Below are 19503 nucleotides of genomic sequence, written 5' to 3'. Positions count from 1 at the left end.
GGCGTTCTCGTTGCCGGTAGACGCAACGCGGCCGCGCGGGGCGGCATTCCCCGGGCCGATCGGGTCGATCGGCCGGGCCGGTCCGTCGTATCAGCTGACCGGCCTTGTGGACAACGTGACCCGGGTTGTCGCTGCGGCTTGAGAGGATGGACAGCATGCAGGTAGAGCTCCCCGGCACGCTGCCGTCCTTCCCCGGTTCCCACGAGGCCGCCCCCGCGGGGCGCCCCGACGCCGACGCCGTGCTCGCCGGGCTCGACCCGGAGCAGCGGGCCGTCGCCACGGCGCTCCAGGGCCCCGTCTGCGTCCTCGCGGGCGCGGGCACGGGCAAGACCCGGGCCATCACCCACCGGATCGCCTACGGCGTCCGCAGCGGGGTCATGCAGCCCCAGCGGGTGCTCGCCGTGACGTTCACCGCGCGTGCGGCGGGGGAGATGCGCGGCCGCCTGCGCCAGCTCGGCGTCGAGGGCGTCCAGGCCAGGACGTTCCACGCCGCGGCGCTGCGCCAGCTCCAGTACTTCTGGCCGCGGGTCGTCGGCGGCGAGCTGCCGCGCCTGATCGAACGCAAGGTGCAGTTGGTGGCCGAGGCCGCGGGCCGCTGCCGGATCCGCCTCGAGCGCACCGAGCTGCGCGACCTCACCGCCGAGATCGAGTGGGCCAAGGTCACCCAGACCGTCCCCGAGGACTATCCGGCGGCAGCGGTCAAGGCAGGCCGGGAGACCCCGCGGGACCCGGCCGAGATCCGCCAGGTCTACAAGGTCTACGAGGAGCTCAAGCGCGACCGCGGCGTGATCGACTTCGAGGACGTGCTGCTGCTCGCCGTCGGTGTGCTCGACGACCGGCCCGAGGTCGCCGAGCAGGTCCGCGCGCAGTACCAGCACTTCGTCGTCGACGAGTACCAGGACGTCTCGCCGTTGCAGCAGCGCCTGCTGGACCTGTGGCTGGGCCCGCGTTCGAGCCTCTGCGTGGTCGGTGACGCCAGCCAGACGATCTACTCCTTCACCGGCGCCACACCCGAGTACCTGCTGGGCTTCCGCACCCGGCACCCGGACGCCGCCGTGATCAAGCTGGTCCGGGACTACCGCTCCACGCCGCAGATCGTGAACCTGGCCAACGGGCTGCTCGCCCAGGCACGCGGCCAGGCTGCCCAGCACCGGCTGGAGCTGGTCTCCCAGCGCGAGGCCGGCCCCGAGCCGGTCTACCTGGAGTACCCGGACGAGCCCGCCGAGGCCGAGGGCACGGCCAAGCGGATCCGCGTCCTGCTGGACTCCGGCGTGCGGGCCAGCGAGATCGCTGTGCTCTTCCGCGTCAACGCCCAGTCCGAGGTCTACGAGCAGGCCCTGGCCGACCAGGGCATTCCGTACCAGCTGCGCGGGGCGGAGCGCTTCTTCGAGCGGCCCGAGGTCCGCGAGGCCGGGCTGCTGCTGCGCGGCGCCGCCCGCGCCGGAGGCGGTCCGGTCGACCCCCTGCTGGAGGACGCGCCGGAACGGCTGGCCGACCAGGTCCGCGCGGTGCTGTCGACGCGCGGCTTCACCGCCCAGCCTCCGTCGGGGTCGGGCGCGGTCCGCGAGCGCTGGGAGTCGCTGGCGGCGCTGGTCCGCCTCGCGGAGGACTTCGAGACCGCGCAGCACGCCGCGCAGCAGCCGGCCGACCTCACCGCCTACGTGGCCGAGCTCGACGCCCGCGCCGCCGCCCAGCACGCCCCGGCGGTCGAGGGCGTCACCCTCGCTTCGCTGCACTCGGCCAAGGGCCTGGAGTGGGACGCGGTGTTCCTCGTCGGCCTGACCGAGGGCATGATGCCGATCACCTACGCCAAGACCGACGAGCAGGTCGAGGAGGAACGGCGGCTGCTGTACGTCGGTGTCACCCGTGCGCGGGCGCACCTCGGGCTCTCCTGGGCGCTGTCCCGGTCCCCGGGTGGCCGCGCCTCGCGCAACCCGTCCCGATTCCTCGACGGCCTGCGTCCCGGCTCGGCCCCGCGGGGTGCCGGAGCGGGCCGCGGTGGCGCGGGCGCGGCCGGTGCCCGCGACGGCCGGGCCGCCCGCAGCCGCTCGCCGATCAAGTGCCGCGTGTGCGGCCGGGTCCTCACCGAGGCGGTGGAGCGCAAGCTGCGCCGTTGCGAGGACTGCCCGTCCACCCTGGACGAGGGCCTGTACGAGCGTCTGCGCGACTGGCGTGGCCGTACGGCGAAGGAGCAGAGCCTGCCCGGCTACTGCGTCTTCACCGACGCGACGCTGATCGCGATCGCCGAACAACTGCCCGGGGGGCTGCCGGAGCTCGGCCAGATCTCCGGGGTGGGCCGGGCCAAGCTGGAGAAGTACGGCGAGGCCGTCCTGTTGCTGGTGTCCGGCGCCGATCCCTCCGGCATCGAGGATCAACTGCGGCTGCGCGGCTCCGAGGAGGCGGACGAGCCGTCCGAGCAGCGCGGACAGGGGGACAACTCGGACCTGTGGGGCGAGCCGGCACCCTCTTCGACCCCGTCTGAAGACTCGCCGGAAAAATAGTTTGCGCCCGCAGTGCGGACCCTACTAGCGTGCCGAGCACGGTCGAGGAAACGAGGCCGGGCCCACTCAGGCACTCCCTGCAGCGGGCGTTACTGCTGCGTGCTGTACAGCTCCCGGGCTGTCCTGCAAGCTTGATGGAAGAAGTGACCACCCACGGGTCCGCGACGCCAGCGGACCCCGAGCGCGCCGAAAGGAGGCGGACATTGTGATCAGCATGACGAAACTCGCTGAGCAGACGGTGACCGTCGCTGACTTCGGCCTGCGCGCCTTTGGTCTGCCCTGTGGCAAGGCCAGTGGTCTGTCCCTCGCCGGTGCCCGTGTCGACGCCACCTCTGTGCGCGTCGCCGACGCCGTCGTCGAAGGTGCCGCCTTTGCCGCCCCGGGCGGTAATGGCCTCGGCGCCTGGGATGCCCGCCGTCCGGAGCGAGCGATGTCGGCATCCGTAGTGAAGCTTTCCGCCCTGGCAGGCGGTTATGGCGACGCGACGGGTGCCGGAACCCCCGCGATGCAGCAGTCCCAGCAGCACCAGCTCCACCTGCAGAAGTTCGCCGCAACGGCGATGACGATTCAGGCCCTCCGCGGTCCTGAACCCTGGATAGATCGAACCTGAGCCTGCATCAGGTCGGCACCTTCCAGGGCCGCGGAACCCGAATCGGGATCCGCGGCCCTTCTGTTTGCCCACCGGCGCACAACAGAACCCATCGAGAACACCCACTCAGACAGGAAGACGACGCGACCGTGTCACCCGTGACCACCTCACTCGCCCCGTCCGCTGCCAATGCCGACCACTTCGACGACTCCCACCCCCCGGAGGTTTCCCTGATGCAGCTCACCGCGTTCGAGGAGGCCGAGACGCTCGGCGTCCCGATCCCCTGCCGCTCCCTCGACCCCGAGGTCTTCTTCGCCGAGTCGCCGGCGGACGTCGAGTACGCCAAGACCCTCTGCGGCACCTGCCCGGTCAAGGACGCCTGTCTGACCGGCGCCCTCGAGCGCCGCGAGCCGTGGGGCGTCTGGGGTGGCGAGCTCTTCGTCCAGGGTGTTGTCGTGGCCCGCAAGCGGCCGCGTGGTCGCCCGCGCAAGACCGAGGTCATGGCGTGACCCCCGCAGGCGCGCTGCGCAGTTCCATCCGTGAGATCGCCGACCCGGTGATCGATTCGAACCCTCTCGACGACAAGCAGGTCCCTCCGATGAACCGTCCCGCCGACGCTCGCCCCCGCACCGCCCCGCACACCGAGACTTCCCAGAACAGGACCCTCACGATGCAACTCATGCCCCAAGCCCTGGCTCGTGTCCACATGCAAGAGCGCATGCAGGAGGCCGAGCGCGAACGATTGCTGCGCGCCTTCCACCTGAAGCGCCGAGCCGAGCGCGCCTCGCTGCGCGCCCGGCGCGCGCTCGCCTCCGTCGTCCTCTGACGACGCGGCACGCTCTGATCCGATGTGGCGTCGGCTGAACCGACGTCACGTCAGCACGGCAGAACCGAACAGATACTGATCGGGCCCGTCTCCCTCCGGGGAGACGGGCCCGAGGGCTTTTCGGACGGCCGTGGGTGACGGTCCGGAACCCTCGGGATCAGGCGATGGCCTCCTCGTCCGCGAAGCCGGGCAGCCAGGCGAGCAGCTCGTCGCGGAAGGGGGCGGTGGCGTCGAGCTGGCACAGCACGCCGATCGTGCTGAGCGTGACCCGATGGATCAGCAGGTAGGAGGGCGGCAGGTTGAGCTGGCGCCCGAGGGCGTAGGCGGGCGAGCGCGGGTCGCCCACCCGTGCGGCCTGGGTCCGCATCCAGCTCCGGGTGAACCGGAACTCGTCCACCGCGGCCGGCTCGATGATCGGGAGCACGTAGTCCAGCACCGCGTCCGGATCGAGGTCGATGGTGGGCTTCACGAAGCCCTCCTGCCGCAGCATCTCCAGCACCCCGGCGGCGTCGCCCTGGAGCGCGAGCCGCAACGCGGTCCCTATCGGGACCGGCAGTCCCTCGGGCAGGCGATCGACCGTGCCGAAGTCGAGAACGCCCAGCTGCCAGCCCTCCGCCGGGCCGTCGTTGACCAGCAGCCGGAAATTGCCCGGGTGCGGGTCCGCGTGCAGCAGCCCGGTGCGGGCGGGGCCGGCGAAAAGGAAACGGGCCAGCAGCCGGCCCGCCCGGTCCCGTTGTTCCTGGGTGCCGGAGGCGATGATCTCCGAGAGCGGGACGCCCTCCAGCCACTCGGTGACCAGAACCTGGTCCGCGTGGTGGACCACGGCCGGCACCCGGATCTCCGGGTCGCCGGCGAACTCCTCGGCGTGGACGGCCTGGGACTCGGCCTCCAGCGCGTAGTCGAGCTCCTCGGTGACGCGATTGCGCAGCTCCGCGATCAGCGGCTTCACGTCCAGGCCCGGGATCAGCGGCCCGATGAGCCTGGCCACCCGGCTCAGCTGGGTGAGGTCCGAGAGCAGGGCGTCGCCCGCTCCCGGGTACTGGACCTTGACCGCGACCTCGCGGCCGTCGTGCCAGACGGCCCGGTGCACCTGCCCGATCGAGGCCGCCGCGGCGGGCTTGTCCTCGAAGGAGGTGAACAGCTCCCGCCAGTCGGGCCCGAGCCGCTCCGCCAACGCGTGGTGGACGGAGGCGGCGGGCATCGGCGGGGCAGCCTCCTGGAGTTTGGTCAGCGCGGCGCGGTACGGGCCGGCGACTTCCTCCGGCAGGGCGGCCTCGAAGACGGACAGCGCCTGTCCGAACTTCATGGCTCCGCCCTTGAGCTCGCCGAGCACCTTGAACAGCTGGTCCGCGGTCCGCTGTTGGAGCTCCGCCGCGACCTCCTCCGCCGGGCGCCCGCCGATGCGTTTGCCGAGACCGAGGGTGGCGCGTCCGGCTATCCCCAGCGGCAGGGCAGCGAGTTTCGCGGTGCGGGTCACTGCCTTGCGTGGAAGATCGCTCACGGATGCCTCCCTGCTCCTCGGGCGCGCCCGGGGCCGTCGGACCCGTGCGGATGCTCGGCCGGCGCGCGGAACGCGTGCGGCTGAGGTCATTCTGCCCCCGGCTGCCAGCAGCAGCCGCAATCGGGGTGCGGATCGAGCGGTCGACGGCGCATCGAGCCGTCGACCATCGAGATGTCGACCCACCCGCCAAGGCTAGGTGGTGCGCCGCCGTCAAGGTAGATCAGCGCGTGCAGGGCTGCGGTGGCAGCGACCGTCGCCGCCAGGGTGGCGTCGCAGGCGCCGGGCGCGGACCGGCCGCTGCAGTGCTGGGCCAGCAGCAGCGGCCAGCTCGGGTCCGCGTCCGAGCGGTGGCAGGACAAGCAACGCCCGCAGGGGCTGTTCCCCGGGAGCACCAGGGGCCCCACCGAGCCCGTGGTCTCCACCACGCCCGCGTAGAGGTGGGGGAGCCCCGCCTGCACCAGCGCCTGCCCGAGCTCCGGATCGGGCAGGCCGCGGGGTGCCACCACCACGAGGTCCGGCAGCCCCTGGGCGGCCGCAGTCTCGTCGGGCAGCCCCGGGGCGGCGCGCCGCACGGCGGCCCGGGCCGCGTCGGTGCGCAGGCGGCCGGCGTCGTCCGGCCGCAGTCCCGCCGGGGAGGCGTCCTCCGGCTGGACCCGGCCGGCGTCCCTGACCCTGACCCGGCCGACCCCGGCCGCGGCCAGCAGTGAGGCGACCGCGGCGCCGACCCGCCCCGCGCCGCGCACCTCGATCCGCGCCTCCCGGCGGGCGAGCAGGGCGGCGGGGGCCGCGCCCGGACCCGGCCGGGCGAGTGACAGGGCCGCGAGGTCCGGTGCCAGCCGGGCCCGTTCCTCGGGCGGCAGTGCCAGCAGCGGCCGATGGGCGGTGCTGTCGTCGAGGGCGCCGCAGGCGAACAGCTCCTCCAGCAACTCGCCCGCCCGCTCCGGACCGATGCCGAGCCGGGCGGCCTCGCCCGGCAGGGTGGCCAGCTCCCTGGTGCCGTCCAGGAGGTCGAGGAAGCGGGCCTCGGCCGGCATCGCCGTCACCACTCCGCCGTGCCCGTGGCCGAGGCCGAACTGCAGCGTCTCCCGGTCGCGCCAGGCGGGGCGCAGGGCGGGCTTGAGACAGGGGCGCATCGACGTCTCCGTTCCGAGCGGTGAGGTCCTGCCGGATCTGACGTCGTCAGCATGCACCCGGGGCGAAAAACATGCGCAGAGTTATCCACAGACCTGTGGATATGGTCTGATGATCGCTCAACTGAGGCGTGGAATAGTCCGGTTTTGCTCTGGATTAGCGCTATTCCCCGTGTGGTGATGACCACCCGAAGGGAGAAATTCAGCCAGCAGGTCGGGACTTTTGTCGGTGTCGGCAGGTAGCTTCTGTGCCGTGGCTGCCGGACCGGAGCACCGTCCCGCTGCGCCCCGCAGGCCTGTTCTGGCAGCAGCCCAGAGCCGGTCGTCGGCGCAGGACGTCGAGGTGCGCCGAAGCACCCGCCGGAGCCGCACGGTGTCCGCCTATCGCGAGGACGGACGCACGATCGTGCTCATCCCCGCCCGCATGTCCGCGGCCGAGGAGAAGCGCTGGGTGGCGCGGATGCTGGATCGGCTCGAAGCCCGGGAGAGCCGGCAGATCCGTGGTGACGACGAACTCGCGGCGCGGGCTCGTGAGCTGTCCAGGAAGTACCTGGGTGGCCGGGCCGAGCCGGACAGCGTCCGCTGGGTCACCAACCAGAACACCCGCTGGGGCTCCTGCACCCCGTCGGAGGGGACGATACGGCTCTCCCACCGGCTGCAGGGCATGCCCGACTACGTGGTCGACTACGTGTTGCTGCACGAGCTCGCCCACCTCCTGGAGCCGGACCACGGGAGCCGGTTCTGGGCACTGCTGGAGTCCTACCCGCGCACCGAACGTGCGCGGGGCTACCTCGAGGGCGTGGTTGCCGCACGGGTGCCCTCCCAGCGCGAGAGCCACTGAGGCCGCGCATCCGAGGTGGCGTCGGCGGCCCCGGCCCACGTCCGGCCCGGAGGCCCTGGTCCGCCCCTGGTCTGGAGCCCTGGTCCGGAGCCCCGGTCCAGGGGGCTCGGCCCGGAGGCCCCGGCCCGCGCCTCAGCCCGGAGGCTTTGGCCCGGAGGCTTTGGCTCGGCTCGGCCCGGTTCAGCTCAGCGCGAGCCGGGCCAGATCGGCCAGCCGCCGCACCGAGGTGTCGGTGTCGTCCGGCAGGGCGTCCCACGGGAACCAGCGCAGGTCCAGGGATTCCTCGCTGATCCGGGCCACCGCATCGGCCGGGGCCACGATCAGGTACTGGACATCCAGGTGCGTGTTCTCCGGCTGGTCCTTGCCGGCGCAGCGCACCGCATGACGGTCCAGCTTGACGGGCCCGTCGCCGAAGACGGTGAGGCCCTCGGCGATGCCGGACTCCTCACGGGCCTCGCGCAGGGCGGCCCCGGCGAGGGTGGTGTCCTCGGGCTCGCAGTGTCCGCCCAGCTGCAGCCACCGGCCCACCTTGGGGTGCAGGGTGAGCAGCACCCGTCCGGCCGCGGCATCCGCGACGAGGGCGCTCGCGGTGATGTGGGCGGGGCGGCAGCTGCGCCAGACCCCGTCCGGCCTCGCGTCCAGATGATCGAGGTAGTCGTGGCGCAGCAGGTCCTGCTCGGCGTCGGGCGCCTGCCAACCGCGCAGCACCGCCACGGCGTCGGCCTGGAGGCCTGAGACGGTCGTCAGGGAGCGGGAGATCACTGCTCGCTACCCGGCTTCCGCTCGTCCCCGTCGCCGGACTCGCCGTGCCCGGACTCGCCGTCCCCGGACTCGCCGTCCTCCGGCGCGTCCTTGGCGGGCCCCGCCTCGGGGTCTCCGGTGGCACCGGGGGTGTCGGTGGCACCGGGGGCTCCCGGGCGCCGCTCCGCCGCCTCGTTGAGCATCTCGTCGAGCTTGGAGAAGTCGATGCCGCCCTCGGCCAGCTCTGCGAGCCCCGGGGTGTCGGCGCCGTGCACGAAGCCGTCCGGGTCGTCCAGGTCCGCCGCGGTCGGCAGCATGTCGGGGTGGCTCCACAGGGCGTCCCGGCCGTCGGTGCCGCGGGCGTCGGCCAGCGAGGCCCACAGGCGGGAGGCGTCCCGCAGTCGGCGCGGGCGCAGTTCCAGACCCACCAGGGTGGCGAAGGTCTGCTCGGCGGGGCCGCCCGTCGCGCGGCGTCGCCGCAGGGTCTCGCGCAGGGCGGCGGCGTGCGGCAGGTGCGGGGAGGCGGCGGCGTGGACGACCGCGTCCACCCAGCCCTCGACGAGGGCCAGGGCCGTCTCCAGCCGGGCCAGGGCGGCCTTCTGCTCGGGAGTGTCCTCGGGCTGGAAGAGGCCGCCGCTCATGGCCTCCTGGAGGGACTCGGGGTTCGTCGGGTCGACCTGGCCGACCAGGTCCTCCAGCCGTGAGGTGTCGACCTTGATGCCGCGCGCGTACGCCTCGACGGCGCCGAAGAGGTGCTGGCGCAACCACGGAACGTGGGCGAAGAGGCGCTGGTGTGCCGCCTCGCGCAGGGCGAGGTAGAGGCGGACCTCGTCGGCGGGGACGGAGAGCCCCTCGCCGAAGATCTCGATGTTCTGGGGCAGCAGGGCGGCCTTGCCGGCCGGGCCCAGCGGCAGGCCGACGTCGGTGGAGCCGAGAACCTCGGCCGCCAGGGCGCCGAGCGCCTGACCGATCTGGGTGCCGAACATGGCCCCGCCCATGCTCCGCATCACGCCGAGCAGCGGGCCGGCCATGGCCTGCATCTCCTCGGGCACCACGCTGCCCATGGCCGCGCCGACGCGTTCGGCCACCGGGTCGACGAGCTGCCGCCAGGTGGGGATGGTGGCCTCGATCCACTCGGCGCGGCTCCAGGCGACCGCGCCGGCCGCGCCGGCGGGCAGCGCGGTGGCCGAGTCCAGCCACAGCTCGGCCAGCCGCATCGCCTCGGAGACGGCGGACCGCTCCGACTCGGCGACGGAGCGGTCTTTGGACCCCTCCTCGCCGGTGCCCTGCACGACGGCCTGGCGTGCGATGTTCGTGGCCAGCTCCCAGTTGACCGGGCCGCCGTCGAACGAGAGCATCTGGCCGAGCTGCTGGAAGGCCGCGCCGATGTCGTTCGGGTTCATACCGCCGAAGAGGGCGGCGAAGGGGTTGTCCCCGCCGTCGCCGGAGCCGCCCGGGCCGCCGGGCAGACCCGGGAATCCGGGGAAGCCGAAGCTGAACGGGTTGCCGCCCTGGTTGCCGGAGTCGCCCTGCTTCCCCTCCTTGCCCTCCTCGGGCTCCTCGGGGGGAAGGCCGAAGCCGAAGGGGATGTCGCTCACGAGTCGCCTCGATCTGATAGGCCGGCGCCGGAACACGGCGGGTGCCGGGTGCACCGCCATGCCCTGGCCTCGGGCAGGATGGACCGGTACGTGACACTTACGTACGCATCAAAACTAACCGTGGAGGATAGCCGGTGAGTTCCCCGCCTTCGGACGTTCGCTCTGGGCTGACCGGTGATCTCGCGCGTCCGGCGGGTGACGAGGAGGTCGAGGTGGACCGTCCCGAGTACGCCGGACCGCCCCTGGTCGTGGCGGTCACCGGCGCGGCCTCCGGCATGGGCGAACGCCTGGTCCGGCGCCTCGCCGAGGCGCAGGGCGTGCGGCGGGTGCTGGCCATCGACGAACGCCGAGGCGAGGCCAAGGGCGTCCAGTGGCGGGTGCTCGACGTCCGCGATCCGGCGGTGGCTGAGCGGCTGGCCGGGGTGGACGTCGTCGTCCACCTGGCCCTCGACCTCGGAATGGAGTCGGACCCGAAGGCGCGGTCCGCCTACAACGTGCGCGGCACGCAGACGGTGATCACGGCCGCGGCCGCCGCCGGCGTGCACCGGGTCGTGCTGTGCACATCCGCCATGGTCTACGGCGCGCTGCCCGACAACGAGGTCCCCCTCGCGGAGGACGCGCCGTTGCGGGCCACCGAGGAAGCCACCCTTGTGGGTGATCTCCTGGAGATCGAACGGCTCGCCCGGCGCGCGCCGCACGTCCACCCGGGCCTGTCGGTGACGGTGCTGCGTCCGGCCGTGCTGGTCGGTCCGGGAGTGGACACCGTGCTGACACGGCACTTCGAGGCCCCCCGGCTGCTGGTCGTCGCGGGCTCGCGTCCGTGCTGGCAGTTCTGCCATGTCGACGATCTGACCACCGCGCTGGAGTACGCGGCGCTCGGGTTCGTCGAGGGCGAGGTCACCGTCGGTTGCGACGGCTGGCTGGAGCAGGAGGAGGTCGAGCAGATCACCGGGATCCGCCGGATGGAGCTGCCCGCCTCGCTCGCCCTGGGGACTGCCGCGCGTCTGCACCGCCTGGGCCTGACGCCCGCCCCGGCGGGGGATCTGGCCTACACGATGTACCCGTGGGTGGTTTCCGGCAGCCGGCTCCACGAGGCCGGCTGGCGCCCCCGGTACAGCAACGAGGACGTGCTCGCGGAGCTGCTGGCACAGGTGTCGGGGAACCACGCGGTGGCCGGCCGGCGCCTGAGCGGCAAGGACGCCGCGACGAGCCTGGGCGCGGCGGGTGCCACGGTGGCCCTGGTCGGCACGGCGGCACTGGTCCGCCGAGCCCGCAAGCGCCGACGGCTCTGACGGCGGGTCTGTCTGCCGGCGGGGCTGACCGCCGGGGGTTCTCCTGCTCCCGGCGGGTGTGCACGTGGGGAGGCGCGGCGGAGGAGCGCCGGCATTCGAACGGAAGTCGGATGTCACGATGCGGAATCGGGTCTTGAGTCGTGTGCGCGATCCGTCATCATGGAGGCCATGAGCTCCAACACCACGGCCGACGACCCGATCCGCCTGCTCGCGCTGCGCGACACCGCGCTGTCGCTCGACGAGGTCTACGCGGCGGTGCAGCACGACGCCGCCGGTGGCACGGACGTGTTCATCGGCACCGTCCGCGACCACGACGGTGGCAAGGGCGTCACCGCCCTGGAGTACAGCGCGCACCCCATGGCCGAGGCCGAGCTGCGGCGTGTGGCGGAGAAGGTCTGCGCGGACTTCCCCGTCCTGGCGCTGGCGGCCGTCCACCGTGTGGGCCTGCTGGAGATCAACGACGTCGCGGTCATCGTGGCGGTGTCCTGCGCCCACCGGGGAGAGGCCTTCGAGGCCTGCCGCCGGCTGATCGACACCCTCAAGCACGAGGTGCCGGTCTGGAAGCACCAGCGCTTCAGCGACGGCAGCGACGAGTGGGTCGCCGCCTGCTGAACGGCCTCTCCGGCCGTGCGGTCGCGCCGTTCGCCACACGGGTGGAACGGGTGCGTGACCGGCACGCCCAGGTGATCGTTGTCCGTGTCAGCGACTAGTCTGCTGATATCACGATGAGCTGGGAGAACGACATGGCTGTGCTCGCCTGGTGGATCATCCCGGTGGTGGGCGGTGTGCTCGCGGCGCTCTGGGTGGCCTTCTCCTCCCGGACCCGCACCACCGGCGACCGTGACTCGGTGCAGGGCTACGAGCGGTTCCGGGCGGCGATGGAGCGCAAGCCCGAGCGTCCGGAAGCGTAGTCCGCCGGGCGGGAGTGCGAGCCCGTCCCGTACTGTCGTGCCATGCCACGCCGCTCCGCGACGATGCTCGCTGCCACCCTGATGCTGATAGCGCTGTTCTGTACCGCCCTCGTGGTGCCCACGCCCTATGCCGAGATGAGCCCGGGGCCGACGTACAACACGCTGGGTGAGCAGAACGGCAAGCCCGTGATCGTCATCACCGGGCATCAGACCTATCCGACCACCGGGCATCTGAACATGACCACGGTCGAGGTCAGCAGCGCGGACTACCGGCCGAGTCTGGTGTCGGCCCTCGTCGGGTGGATCAACGGCGACATGGCCATCGTGCCGCACAGCACGCTCTACCCGGACAACCAGACGGAGCAGCAGGCCCAGCAGCAGAACGCCGAGGAGTTCTCCGCCTCGCAGGACAGTGCCAAGGCCGCCGCGCTGAGCGCCCTCGGCTACCCGGTGAACGCGGAGGTCATCGTCGCCGCGGTGGTCGAGAACAGCCCTTCCGTCGGAAAGCTGCACGCCGGCGACGTGATCGTGGCCGTGGACGGAACCAAGGTCACCGACCCGCAGCAGGTCTCCACCCTGGTCACCAAGCACCAGCCGGGCCAGGACGTGGTGTTCACGGTGGTCCCGAAGGCGAAGAGCTCGGACATCACCAAGACCCCGGCCCAGGAGGCTGCGGCCGAGCAGCGGGTCACCATCACCACGGCGAAGAACCCCGACACCGGCAAGGCCATGGTGGGCATCCAGCCGGACGTCGAGCACACCTTCCCGTTCGACGTCCAGATCAACCTGGGTGACGTCGGCGGCCCCAGCGCCGGCCTGATGTTCGCGCTCGGCATCGTGGACAAGCTGAACGGCACCGACCTGACGGGCGGCAAGTTCGTCGCGGGTACCGGCACGATCGACGCCTCGGGCAACGTCGGGCCGATCGGGGGCATCACCATGAAGCTGATCGCGGCCCGCAACGCCGGCGCCCGGTATTTCTTCACCCCGGCCGACAACTGCGCCGAGGCCGCATCCGCCACTCCCTCCGGGCTGACGCTCGTGAAGGAGACCAGTCTCAAGGGCGCGCTCGACGCCCTGAGTGCGATCCGCTCCGGCAACACGGCCGCCCTGCCGTCCTGCTCGGCCAAGTAGGCCGGACGGCAGGCTTTCCGGCACCCCCGGCGCGGGCCGGGGGTGCGGATGCGCCGGTCAGCTGAAGGTGGTCAGCAGGGCGTCGGCGAGACCGGGGACCAGGTCGGGGCCGGTGAGGACCTCGCGGGCGGTGTCCTTGGCGCGCAGGCGCAGCGCCGTCTCCCGGCTGCCGTCGCGGAGCACCGCCACCGTCATCCGGACCTCCTGACGGTCCGGGTGCTTGGCCACGTACGCCGTCAGCTCCCGCTCGCTCTTTCCGCCGGGCAGGTCCGACTCGGCCGAGGGCGGCAGGATCAGGCGCTCGACGACCAGGGCGCAGCCGGCGACCGCGTCCGGCCAGGCGATGGTGCCGAGGAATTCGTCCAGCTGCGCGCCGCGCGGCAGCTCCTCCTGCTCGATCGGGGTCAGCTGCCCCTCGGCGCCCGGCTCGAGGCCCAGCTGACGCGCCAGTGCGGGCTCGTTGGCCAGCAGCGCGCCGGTGTCCACCAGGGCGAAGAGACGAGCGGGCTGGTCCCAGCCCAGGCCGGCGGCGTACTCGTCGATTTCGAGCGCGGCGCGGGTCAGCGGACGGGCGGCGGGGGGAGTGGCGTCGGACATGGTCCCTATCCTCACATGTTGCCGGGAACTCAAATAATCGTCGTCGGAGTTGGACTAAGCGGCCCCTCGCGCCCCGGCCGGGGTCGGGCCGACCAGCGCCCCCTGCTCTGCCGATCCGCAGACGACGAGCCCGAGGACCCGCCTTGGTTTTCCAGATGCCGACGCCTGGCCCGACGCGGCGCCGTCCGTGCGTGCTGCCGTGGGCGTCGGCCGTCTCCGCAGGGCTGGCCCTGGGCGCCGTCGTGGTGCTGTTCGCGCCGACGTGGGCGCAGTTCAGCCTCTTCCTGGTGTTCGGCTCGGTGATGTCGCTGCTGGTGGGCGGCAACTGCTGGCTGGCGCACCGGTTGCGTCAGCCGCTGAGCGTCATGTCGCCCGAACAGGTGAGCCTCGATCCGTGCCGCCAGCTGGTTGCCGGGCGTAAGCGCCTGCTGCTGGTGACGGTCGCCGGTGTGCCCGGGGTGCTCGCGGGGGTTGCCGCGGCCACCCACGCGGACCTGTGGCAGGAGACGGTGCACGGTGCGCGTTGGGGCGTGCGGGACCCGATCCTGCACCGCCCCTCGGGCTTCTACCTGACGACCGTCCCCTGGTACCGCTTCCTGGTGGACTTCGGCTTCGCCGCGATGGTGGCGTCGCTGGCGGCGGCGGGGGCGGTGCACTACCTGTACGGCGGGCTCCAACTGCAGGACCGGCGAAGACGCAGCACCGCCGCCGCGCGCGCCCAGCTCTCGGTGCTGTGCGCCGCGCTACTGGCGCTCAAGGCCGCGGCGTACTGGCTGGACCGGTTCGAGATCGTGGGCCGGGCCACCGAGCTGGGCTCGCGGGAGCTCGGCGCCTGGCTGCAGGCGAAGTCGCTGATGTGCTGGGTCGCACTGATCTGCGCGTTGCTGTTCCTGACCGTCCCGCTGCGCCACCGATGGCTGCCGGCGCTGACCGGTGTGGTCCTGCTGCTGCTCTGTTCGGCGCTGGTCGGCGAGGTCTATCCGGTGCTGGTCGCGTATCTCGGTTGAGGGGCGCCTCCGCCGGCATGCTATGGTTGAGACACAACGACGCGGGGTGGAGCAGCTCGGTAGCTCGCTGGGCTCATAACCCAGAGGTCGCAGGTTCAAATCCTGTCCCCGCTACTCGAATCGAAGGGCCCGGTGCATATGCACCGGGCCCTTCGGCCTTTCCTTGCCGCCGTCGGGTGCTGCCTCGCGCCGCCGTCGGGCGCCGGTTATATCGATTTGCTCTGATCGGCACGGTTGTCGTAGACTGAGGACACAACGACGCGGGGTGGAGCAGCTCGGTAGCTCGCTGGGCTCATAACCCAGAGGTCGCAGGTTCAAATCCTGTCCCCGCTACTCGAAGACAGGCCCGGTGCACCAGCACCGGGCCTGTCGCATGTCCGGGAATCGTCTGTCTGCGGCCGACGCCGCGCCCGAATGTCGGGGGCGCTCTGCCGAATGGGTAGCAAATCTGACGGACAGTCTTATGGCGTGCCGGCTGGGGAAGATGACGCTCGCAGGAGGTCAGCGGCGAGCACTCGCACAGGTGTTGCACGGTAGATGTGTCGCGATATCGACAAAGCGCTGAAGTACCCTCACAAGCTGCGGTATACCAGGTGTACGCGGGTTGCGGATGGTGCGACGATGAGCTTCACGGGGGAGATTGCGTACCAGGGGCACCCGCAACCCCGGCGGACGCGGGAGTCGACATGTCGGTGATGGCTGGAGGCCCGGCAGGGGCCGAGCAGGCGGGGCGGCTGCCGTTGCAGCGCGCCCAGGACGCCCAGCTGAACGGCGCGCTGCCCGGCCGGACGTCCGGCGACCCGGCGGTCCTGGACCCCGACGCGCATCTCGACCCCGGCCTTGACCCGAGCCGCGACCGGGACGCCTCCCTTGACACGATCGCGGGTCTGGAGAGCGCGACCGGGGTCGAGAGCTTCGAGGCGGTGCTCGAGGCCCGTGAGCGCGACGCCCTCGAGATGCGGTACCGCGAGGCCGCCGAGGCGGGCGACGCCGGAGCGGCCAGCCTCCTCGGCGCGCTGCTGCTGCGCAGCGGAGACCTGGACACCGCCGAGCCCTACCTGCGCCGAGCCGCCGCGGCCGGCCTGCGCGCCGCCGTCAACAACCTCGGCGTCCTGCTGCACGAGCGCGGGCACCGCGACGAGGCGGCGCAGTGGTGGCGCGAGGCCGCGGTGGCGGGCAGCGCGCCCGCCGCGCACGCCCTGGGCCTGCACCTGCGCGACCACGGGGACGAGGGCGGCGCTGAGTACTGGCTGCTCCAGGCGGCCGAGCAGGGCCACACCGGGGGTGCCTACGCGCTGGCCGACCTGCTGGAGCACCGCCGGGAGAACGTCCGCGCGGAGCGCTGGTTCCGCGCGGCCGCGGAGGTGGGACACCGGGAGGCGGCCTATCGCCTGGGCCGGCTGCGCGAGGGGGCCAAGGATCCGGCGAGCGCGGAGCCCTGGTACCGGCAGGCGGCGGCTCGCAGTCACGCTGCGGCCTCGCTGCGTCTCGGCCATCTGCTGGAGGCTCGCGGCGAGCGCGAGGAGTCGGCCCGCTGGTACCGGCAGGCGGCGCAGGCCGGTGAGACACGCGCTGCCTGCGCGCTCGGGTTCCTGTTGCGCGACCAGGGCGACGCCGTCGGCGCCGCCGACTGGTGGCGCGAGGCGGCCGAGGCCGGGGACGGCATCGCGGCCAACGCGCTCGGCGCGCTCCACGACGAGTGGGGCGAGACCGAGATGGCCCAGCAGTGGTACCGGACGGCGCTTGATGCCGGCGATCACAACGGGGCCTTCAACCTCGGACTGATGGCCGCCGCGCGCGGCCAGGAGGCGATGGCCGAGCAGTGGTACCGCCGCGCGGCGTACGCGGGCCACCGGGAGGCGAGCAACGCGCTGGCGGTGATGCTGCTGAAGCGCGGGGACACTCCCGGTGCCGAGCCGTGGTTCTGCAAGGCGGCCGAGGCCGGTTCCGTGGATGCCGCGTACAACCTGGGCATCCTGCACGCGGATCGCGGCGAGCAGCATCACGCCCAGGAGTGGTACGCCCGGGCGGCGGCCGAGGGCCACGCGGACGCGGCGCTGCAGCTCGGCGTGGCCAAGGAGCGACGCGGGGATCTGGGCGCGGCGGTCGCGCGCTACCGCCAGGCGGCGGAGTGCGGGTCGGTCGAGGGCGCGTTCCGTCTGGCGGTGCTGCTGGAGCGCTGCGAGGACGAGACCGGCGGCCGTGGCGAGGACCCGGAGCGGTGGTACCGCAAGGCGGCCGAGGCCGGGCACGGGCGCGCGCAGGTCCGGATCGGCGTGCGTGCGGCGGAGCGGGGTGAGACGCGGGAGGCGGAGCGGTGGTACCGCGCGGCGGCGGAGGGCGGAAGCCGCAGCGGTGCCTTCAACCTCGGTCTGCTGCTGGCCCGCGAGGGCGGGGAGTCGGAGGCGCTGCGCTGGTACGCGGCTGCGGCGGAGGCCGGGCACGGGCGCGCGGCCCTGCGCCTGGCGCTCGTCGCCGCGCGGCGCGGTGAGCTGCGGGAGGCGCGAGGGTGGTGCCTGCGCGCTGCGGAGTTGGGCCCCGCGGGAGTGACGGAGCGCGCGGAGCGGCTGCTCGAGGCGTTGAGCGCGGAGCTGTCCGCGTAGCGCGCGCGAGCTCGCGGCGGCGGCGCGGGTCAGGCCTTGGCGCAGTCCGGGCAGAGCCCCCGGTAGGTGACCTCGACGCCGGAGATGGTGAAGCCGAAGCGCTCCGCCGCCGGGAGGGCGGTCAGGGCGTCGCCCGAGGGGTGGACGTCGCGGATGGTGCCGCAGGACTCGCAGATGAGGTGCTGGTGGGCGTGGTGCGCGTTGGGGTCGTACCGCTTGGCCCGGCCGTCGGTGGACACCTCCAGCACCTCGCCGAGGGAGACGAGTTCGCCGAGGGTGTTGTAGACCGTCGCGCGGCTGATCTCCGGCAGCAGGTCCGCCGCGCGGGCGTGGATCTCGTCGGCGGTGTAGTGGACGTGGTCGCCGTCCAGGACCTGGGCGACGACCCGCCGCTGCGCGGTCAGCCGCCAGCCGCGGTTGCGAAGCCGTTCCAGCAGGTCACTCATGGGGGGAAGGGTAGCAGGGGCCCGCGGCGCACCCGGAGGCGTCCGTTCCGGTGTGGGTGCCGCCTCAGACGGCGGAGCTCTCCGGCCGGGTGGTGTTCTCGGACTCCGACTCGTCCAGCCACGTCTCGGCCTTCTTCTCCGCGCGGCGCTTGAGCAGCACCAGGCCGACGACACCCAGGGCCGCGACGCCGACGGCGACCCAGCTCACGACGGAGGCGTAGTGCTCGACCTGGTGCCAGCCGGCGCCGGCGAAGTAGCCGAGCAGGACGAAGCCCGTCGCCCAGACGGCGCCGCCGAGGAGGTTCCATCGCGCGAAGGTCCGGTAGGGCATCTCGGAGACGCCGCACAGGCCCGGGACGAGTGCGCGCAGCGCGGCGGCGAAGCGGCCGGCGAAGACGGCCTTGCCGCCGAGGCGTCGGATCAGTTCCTTGCTCTGCCTGATGCTGGCGGGCTTGACGAGCCGCTGGGGTAGCCGGGCGAGCAGGGTGTTGCCCCAGCGCTTGCCGACTGCGTAGCCGATCCCGTCGCCGATGACCGCACCGAGGATCGCCACGAGCAGGACCGCCCACAGTGCCGTGCGCCCGTTGTAGGCCGTCACCCCGCCGATGACGACCGCCGTCTCACCGGGGATCAGAAAGCCCAGGAAGACCGAGGACTCCAGGGCGGGCAGCAGGAAGACGGCGATCAGCACCAGCGTGCCGTTGAGGGCGAGCAGGTGGTCGCTGATCCAGGACACGGGCAGTCCTCGTGGCAGAAGGGGACAGGACGGGACCAGCACACGGTACCGTCCGCCTGTGTAAGCGTGGGGTGAGCAGCGCTACGGCCGCGCTCAGCCCAGGCGCCGCAGCGCCTCGCCGTGGAGCAGGCCGTTGCTGGCCACGGCGTTGCCGCTGCGGACCCCGGGGATGCCGTCGAGCCCGGTGAACCGGCCGCCCGCCTCCTCGACAACGACGCAGCAGGCCGCCATGTCCCACAGGCTCAGCTCGGGCTCGGCGGCGATGTCGACCGCGCCCTCGGCGACCATCATGTAGGACCAGAAGTCGCCGTAGGCGCGGGTGCGCCAGCAGGCGCGGGTGAGGTCGAGGAAGGCGTCCAGCTTGCCGCGCTCCTCCCAGCCGGAGAGCGAGGAGTAGGAGAACGAGGCGTCCTCCACGCGGGAGACCTCCGAGACCTTGATCCGCGAGGCGCGGGTCAGGCTGCGGCCGGTGAACGCGCCGGTGCCGCGGGCGGCCCACCAGCGGCGGCCCAGCGCGGGGGCGGAGACCAGTCCGACGACGGGCTGCTCACCGCCCGGACCGGCCTCTATCAGCGCGATCAGCGTCGCCCACACCGGGACGCCGCGGATGAAGTTCTTGGTGCCGTCGATCGGGTCGATCACCCAGCGGCGCGGCCCTTGGCCGGTGGTGACGCCGTACTCCTCGCCGAGGACGGTGTCGCGCGGTCGCGCCCGGGCCAGGTCGCCGCGGATCAGGTCCTCCACGGTCTTGTCCGCGTCGCTGACCGGCGTGAGGTCCGGCTTGGTCTCCACGGTGAGGTCGAGCGCGCGGAAGCGGTCGAGCGTCACCGAGTCGGCGTGGTCCGCGAGGACGTGGGCGAGGCGCAGATCGTCGGAGTAGTCGGCCATGCCCCGAACAGTAACGATCTCGACCGGCGCGGGCCAGCGCTGTCCACGCCGCGTCGCGCACGGCCGGGGTGCGGTGGGTGCCGGGGGATTGACTTCACCGGGGAGCGCCCCGAGGCTGACAAGCTGACGTGACGTCAGCTCATGTTCGCTGGGGGAGGGATT

Annotated in this window: 19 protein-coding genes and 2 tRNA genes; 13 read left to right on the top strand and 8 right to left on the bottom strand. The window is 72.7% G+C overall.

The window, feature by feature from the left end:
* Window positions 1-155: 155 nt before the first annotated feature.
* The 4 genes from ABH931_RS06610 to ABH931_RS06595 all read left to right on the top strand — a co-directional run bounded on the left by ABH931_RS06610 (window position 156) and on the right by ABH931_RS06595 (window position 3916).
* Window positions 156-2501, top strand: a complete 2346-nt coding sequence (locus ABH931_RS06610; protein ID WP_370110801.1) for an ATP-dependent DNA helicase UvrD2 — start codon at window positions 156-158, stop codon at window positions 2499-2501.
* Between the two features lie 205 nt (window positions 2502-2706).
* Window positions 2707-3111 (top strand): hypothetical protein, encoded by a 405-nt coding sequence (locus ABH931_RS06605; RefSeq protein ID WP_370110800.1) that lies wholly within the window; start codon window positions 2707-2709, stop codon window positions 3109-3111.
* A gap of 137 nt (window positions 3112-3248) precedes the next feature.
* On the top strand, window positions 3249-3599 hold the full coding sequence (locus tag ABH931_RS06600) for a WhiB family transcriptional regulator (RefSeq protein WP_370110799.1): 351 nt from the start codon (window positions 3249-3251) through the stop codon (window positions 3597-3599).
* Window positions 3596-3916 (top strand): hypothetical protein, encoded by a 321-nt coding sequence (locus ABH931_RS06595; RefSeq protein WP_370110797.1) that lies wholly within the window; start codon window positions 3596-3598, stop codon window positions 3914-3916. The genes ABH931_RS06600 and ABH931_RS06595 overlap by 4 nt, the downstream gene beginning before the upstream one ends.
* Before the next feature lie 157 nt (window positions 3917-4073).
* Here the strand turns inward: ABH931_RS06595 and ABH931_RS06590 are convergent, their stop codons facing one another.
* Entirely contained in the window at window positions 4074-5417 is a 1344-nt protein-coding gene (locus ABH931_RS06590) for an ABC1 kinase family protein (protein WP_370110796.1), read from the bottom strand.
* A gap of 86 nt (window positions 5418-5503) precedes the next feature.
* Window positions 5504-6550 (bottom strand): ThiF family adenylyltransferase, encoded by a 1047-nt coding sequence (locus ABH931_RS06585; RefSeq protein ID WP_370110794.1) that lies wholly within the window; start codon window positions 6548-6550, stop codon window positions 5504-5506.
* Window positions 6551-6800: 250 nt separating this feature from the next.
* Between ABH931_RS06585 and ABH931_RS06580 the strand changes: the two genes are divergently transcribed.
* Complete coding sequence (locus ABH931_RS06580; protein ID WP_370110792.1) at window positions 6801-7388, top strand: M48 family metallopeptidase; 588 nt, start codon at window positions 6801-6803, stop codon at window positions 7386-7388.
* A gap of 180 nt (window positions 7389-7568) precedes the next feature.
* Here the strand turns inward: ABH931_RS06580 and ABH931_RS06575 are convergent, their stop codons facing one another.
* Complete coding sequence (locus ABH931_RS06575; RefSeq protein WP_370110790.1) at window positions 7569-8150, bottom strand: NUDIX hydrolase; 582 nt, start codon at window positions 8148-8150, stop codon at window positions 7569-7571.
* The gene (locus ABH931_RS06570) at window positions 8147-9727 is read right to left on the bottom strand and encodes a zinc-dependent metalloprotease (protein WP_370110789.1); all 1581 of its coding nucleotides are present in this window, start codon (window positions 9725-9727) and stop codon (window positions 8147-8149) included. Before ABH931_RS06570 ends, ABH931_RS06575 begins: the two co-directional genes overlap by 4 nt.
* Before the next feature lie 212 nt (window positions 9728-9939).
* Between ABH931_RS06570 and ABH931_RS06565 the strand changes: the two genes are divergently transcribed.
* From ABH931_RS06565 to ABH931_RS06550, 4 genes are all read left to right on the top strand, one after another.
* Window positions 9940-11019: an NAD-dependent epimerase/dehydratase family protein gene (locus ABH931_RS06565; RefSeq protein WP_370110787.1), complete on the top strand. Its 1080-nt coding sequence runs from the start codon at window positions 9940-9942 to the stop codon at window positions 11017-11019.
* A gap of 168 nt (window positions 11020-11187) precedes the next feature.
* Window positions 11188-11631 carry a molybdenum cofactor biosynthesis protein MoaE gene (locus ABH931_RS06560; protein ID WP_370110786.1) on the top strand — a complete coding sequence of 148 codons (444 nt, stop codon included), beginning with the start codon at window positions 11188-11190 and terminating at the stop codon, window positions 11629-11631.
* A 131-nt stretch (window positions 11632-11762) separates the two neighbouring features.
* A complete protein-coding gene (locus tag ABH931_RS06555; RefSeq protein ID WP_370110784.1) occupies window positions 11763-11930 on the top strand; it encodes a hypothetical protein in 168 nt (55 codons plus the stop codon).
* Window positions 11931-11972: 42 nt separating this feature from the next.
* Window positions 11973-13064, top strand: a complete 1092-nt coding sequence (locus ABH931_RS06550) for a PDZ domain-containing protein (protein WP_370110782.1) — start codon at window positions 11973-11975, stop codon at window positions 13062-13064.
* 57 nt (window positions 13065-13121) lie between these two features.
* Here ABH931_RS06550 and ABH931_RS06545 read toward each other — a convergent pair whose 3' ends face one another.
* Window positions 13122-13661 (bottom strand): PPA1309 family protein, encoded by a 540-nt coding sequence (locus tag ABH931_RS06545; RefSeq protein WP_370110780.1) that lies wholly within the window; start codon window positions 13659-13661, stop codon window positions 13122-13124.
* Between the two features lie 155 nt (window positions 13662-13816).
* On the opposite strand from ABH931_RS06545, the gene ABH931_RS06540 reads away from it, so the two are divergent.
* From ABH931_RS06540 to ABH931_RS06525, 4 genes are all read left to right on the top strand, one after another.
* Window positions 13817-14668 (top strand): UPF0182 family protein, encoded by an 852-nt coding sequence (locus ABH931_RS06540; RefSeq protein ID WP_370110778.1) that lies wholly within the window; start codon window positions 13817-13819, stop codon window positions 14666-14668.
* A 40-nt stretch (window positions 14669-14708) separates the two neighbouring features.
* Window positions 14709-14782: transfer RNA gene (locus tag ABH931_RS06535), tRNA-Met, on the top strand.
* A 145-nt stretch (window positions 14783-14927) separates the two neighbouring features.
* Window positions 14928-15001, top strand: a tRNA-Met gene (locus ABH931_RS06530).
* 623 nt (window positions 15002-15624) lie between these two features.
* Entirely contained in the window at window positions 15625-17271 is a 1647-nt protein-coding gene (locus ABH931_RS06525; RefSeq protein ID WP_370110970.1) for a tetratricopeptide repeat protein, read from the top strand.
* A gap of 29 nt (window positions 17272-17300) precedes the next feature.
* On the opposite strand, the gene ABH931_RS06520 is transcribed toward ABH931_RS06525, so the two are convergent.
* The 3 genes from ABH931_RS06520 to hisN all read right to left on the bottom strand — a co-directional run bounded on the left by ABH931_RS06520 (window position 17301) and on the right by hisN (window position 19341).
* Window positions 17301-17717, bottom strand: a complete 417-nt coding sequence (locus ABH931_RS06520; protein WP_370110776.1) for a Fur family transcriptional regulator — start codon at window positions 17715-17717, stop codon at window positions 17301-17303.
* Window positions 17718-17781: 64 nt separating this feature from the next.
* Window positions 17782-18453 carry a DedA family protein gene (locus tag ABH931_RS06515; RefSeq protein ID WP_370110774.1) on the bottom strand — a complete coding sequence of 224 codons (672 nt, stop codon included), beginning with the start codon at window positions 18451-18453 and terminating at the stop codon, window positions 17782-17784.
* A 93-nt stretch (window positions 18454-18546) separates the two neighbouring features.
* A complete protein-coding gene (hisN, locus tag ABH931_RS06510) occupies window positions 18547-19341 on the bottom strand; it encodes a histidinol-phosphatase (RefSeq protein ID WP_370110773.1) in 795 nt (264 codons plus the stop codon).
* Window positions 19342-19503 lie beyond the last annotated feature (162 nt).

The organism is Streptacidiphilus sp. MAP12-33, assembly GCF_041261265.1.
Classification (GTDB): Bacteria; Actinomycetota; Actinomycetes; order Streptomycetales; family Streptomycetaceae; genus Streptacidiphilus.
The sequence above is the reverse complement of the archived record's forward strand: the minus strand, read 5'-3'. Positions and strand labels throughout refer to the sequence as shown.

Coding starts and splice junctions, on each gene's coding strand:
- ABH931_RS06610 (WP_370110801.1), top strand. CDS start 156: ATGCAGGTAGAGCTCCCCGGCACGCTGCCGTCCTTCCCCGGTTCCCAC.
- ABH931_RS06585 (WP_370110794.1), bottom strand. CDS start 6,550: ATGCGCCCCTGTCTCAAGCCCGCCCTGCGCCCCGCCTGGCGCGACCGG.
- ABH931_RS06560 (WP_370110786.1), top strand. CDS start 11,188: ATGAGCTCCAACACCACGGCCGACGACCCGATCCGCCTGCTCGCGCTG.
- ABH931_RS06555 (WP_370110784.1), top strand. CDS start 11,763: ATGGCTGTGCTCGCCTGGTGGATCATCCCGGTGGTGGGCGGTGTGCTC.
- ABH931_RS06550 (WP_370110782.1), top strand. CDS start 11,973: ATGCCACGCCGCTCCGCGACGATGCTCGCTGCCACCCTGATGCTGATA.
- ABH931_RS06545 (WP_370110780.1), bottom strand. CDS start 13,661: ATGTCCGACGCCACTCCCCCCGCCGCCCGTCCGCTGACCCGCGCCGCG.
- ABH931_RS06540 (WP_370110778.1), top strand. CDS start 13,817: ATGCCGACGCCTGGCCCGACGCGGCGCCGTCCGTGCGTGCTGCCGTGG.
- ABH931_RS06525 (WP_370110970.1), top strand. CDS start 15,625: ATGCGGTACCGCGAGGCCGCCGAGGCGGGCGACGCCGGAGCGGCCAGC.
- ABH931_RS06520 (WP_370110776.1), bottom strand. CDS start 17,717: ATGAGTGACCTGCTGGAACGGCTTCGCAACCGCGGCTGGCGGCTGACC.
- hisN (WP_370110773.1), bottom strand. CDS start 19,341: ATGGCCGACTACTCCGACGATCTGCGCCTCGCCCACGTCCTCGCGGAC.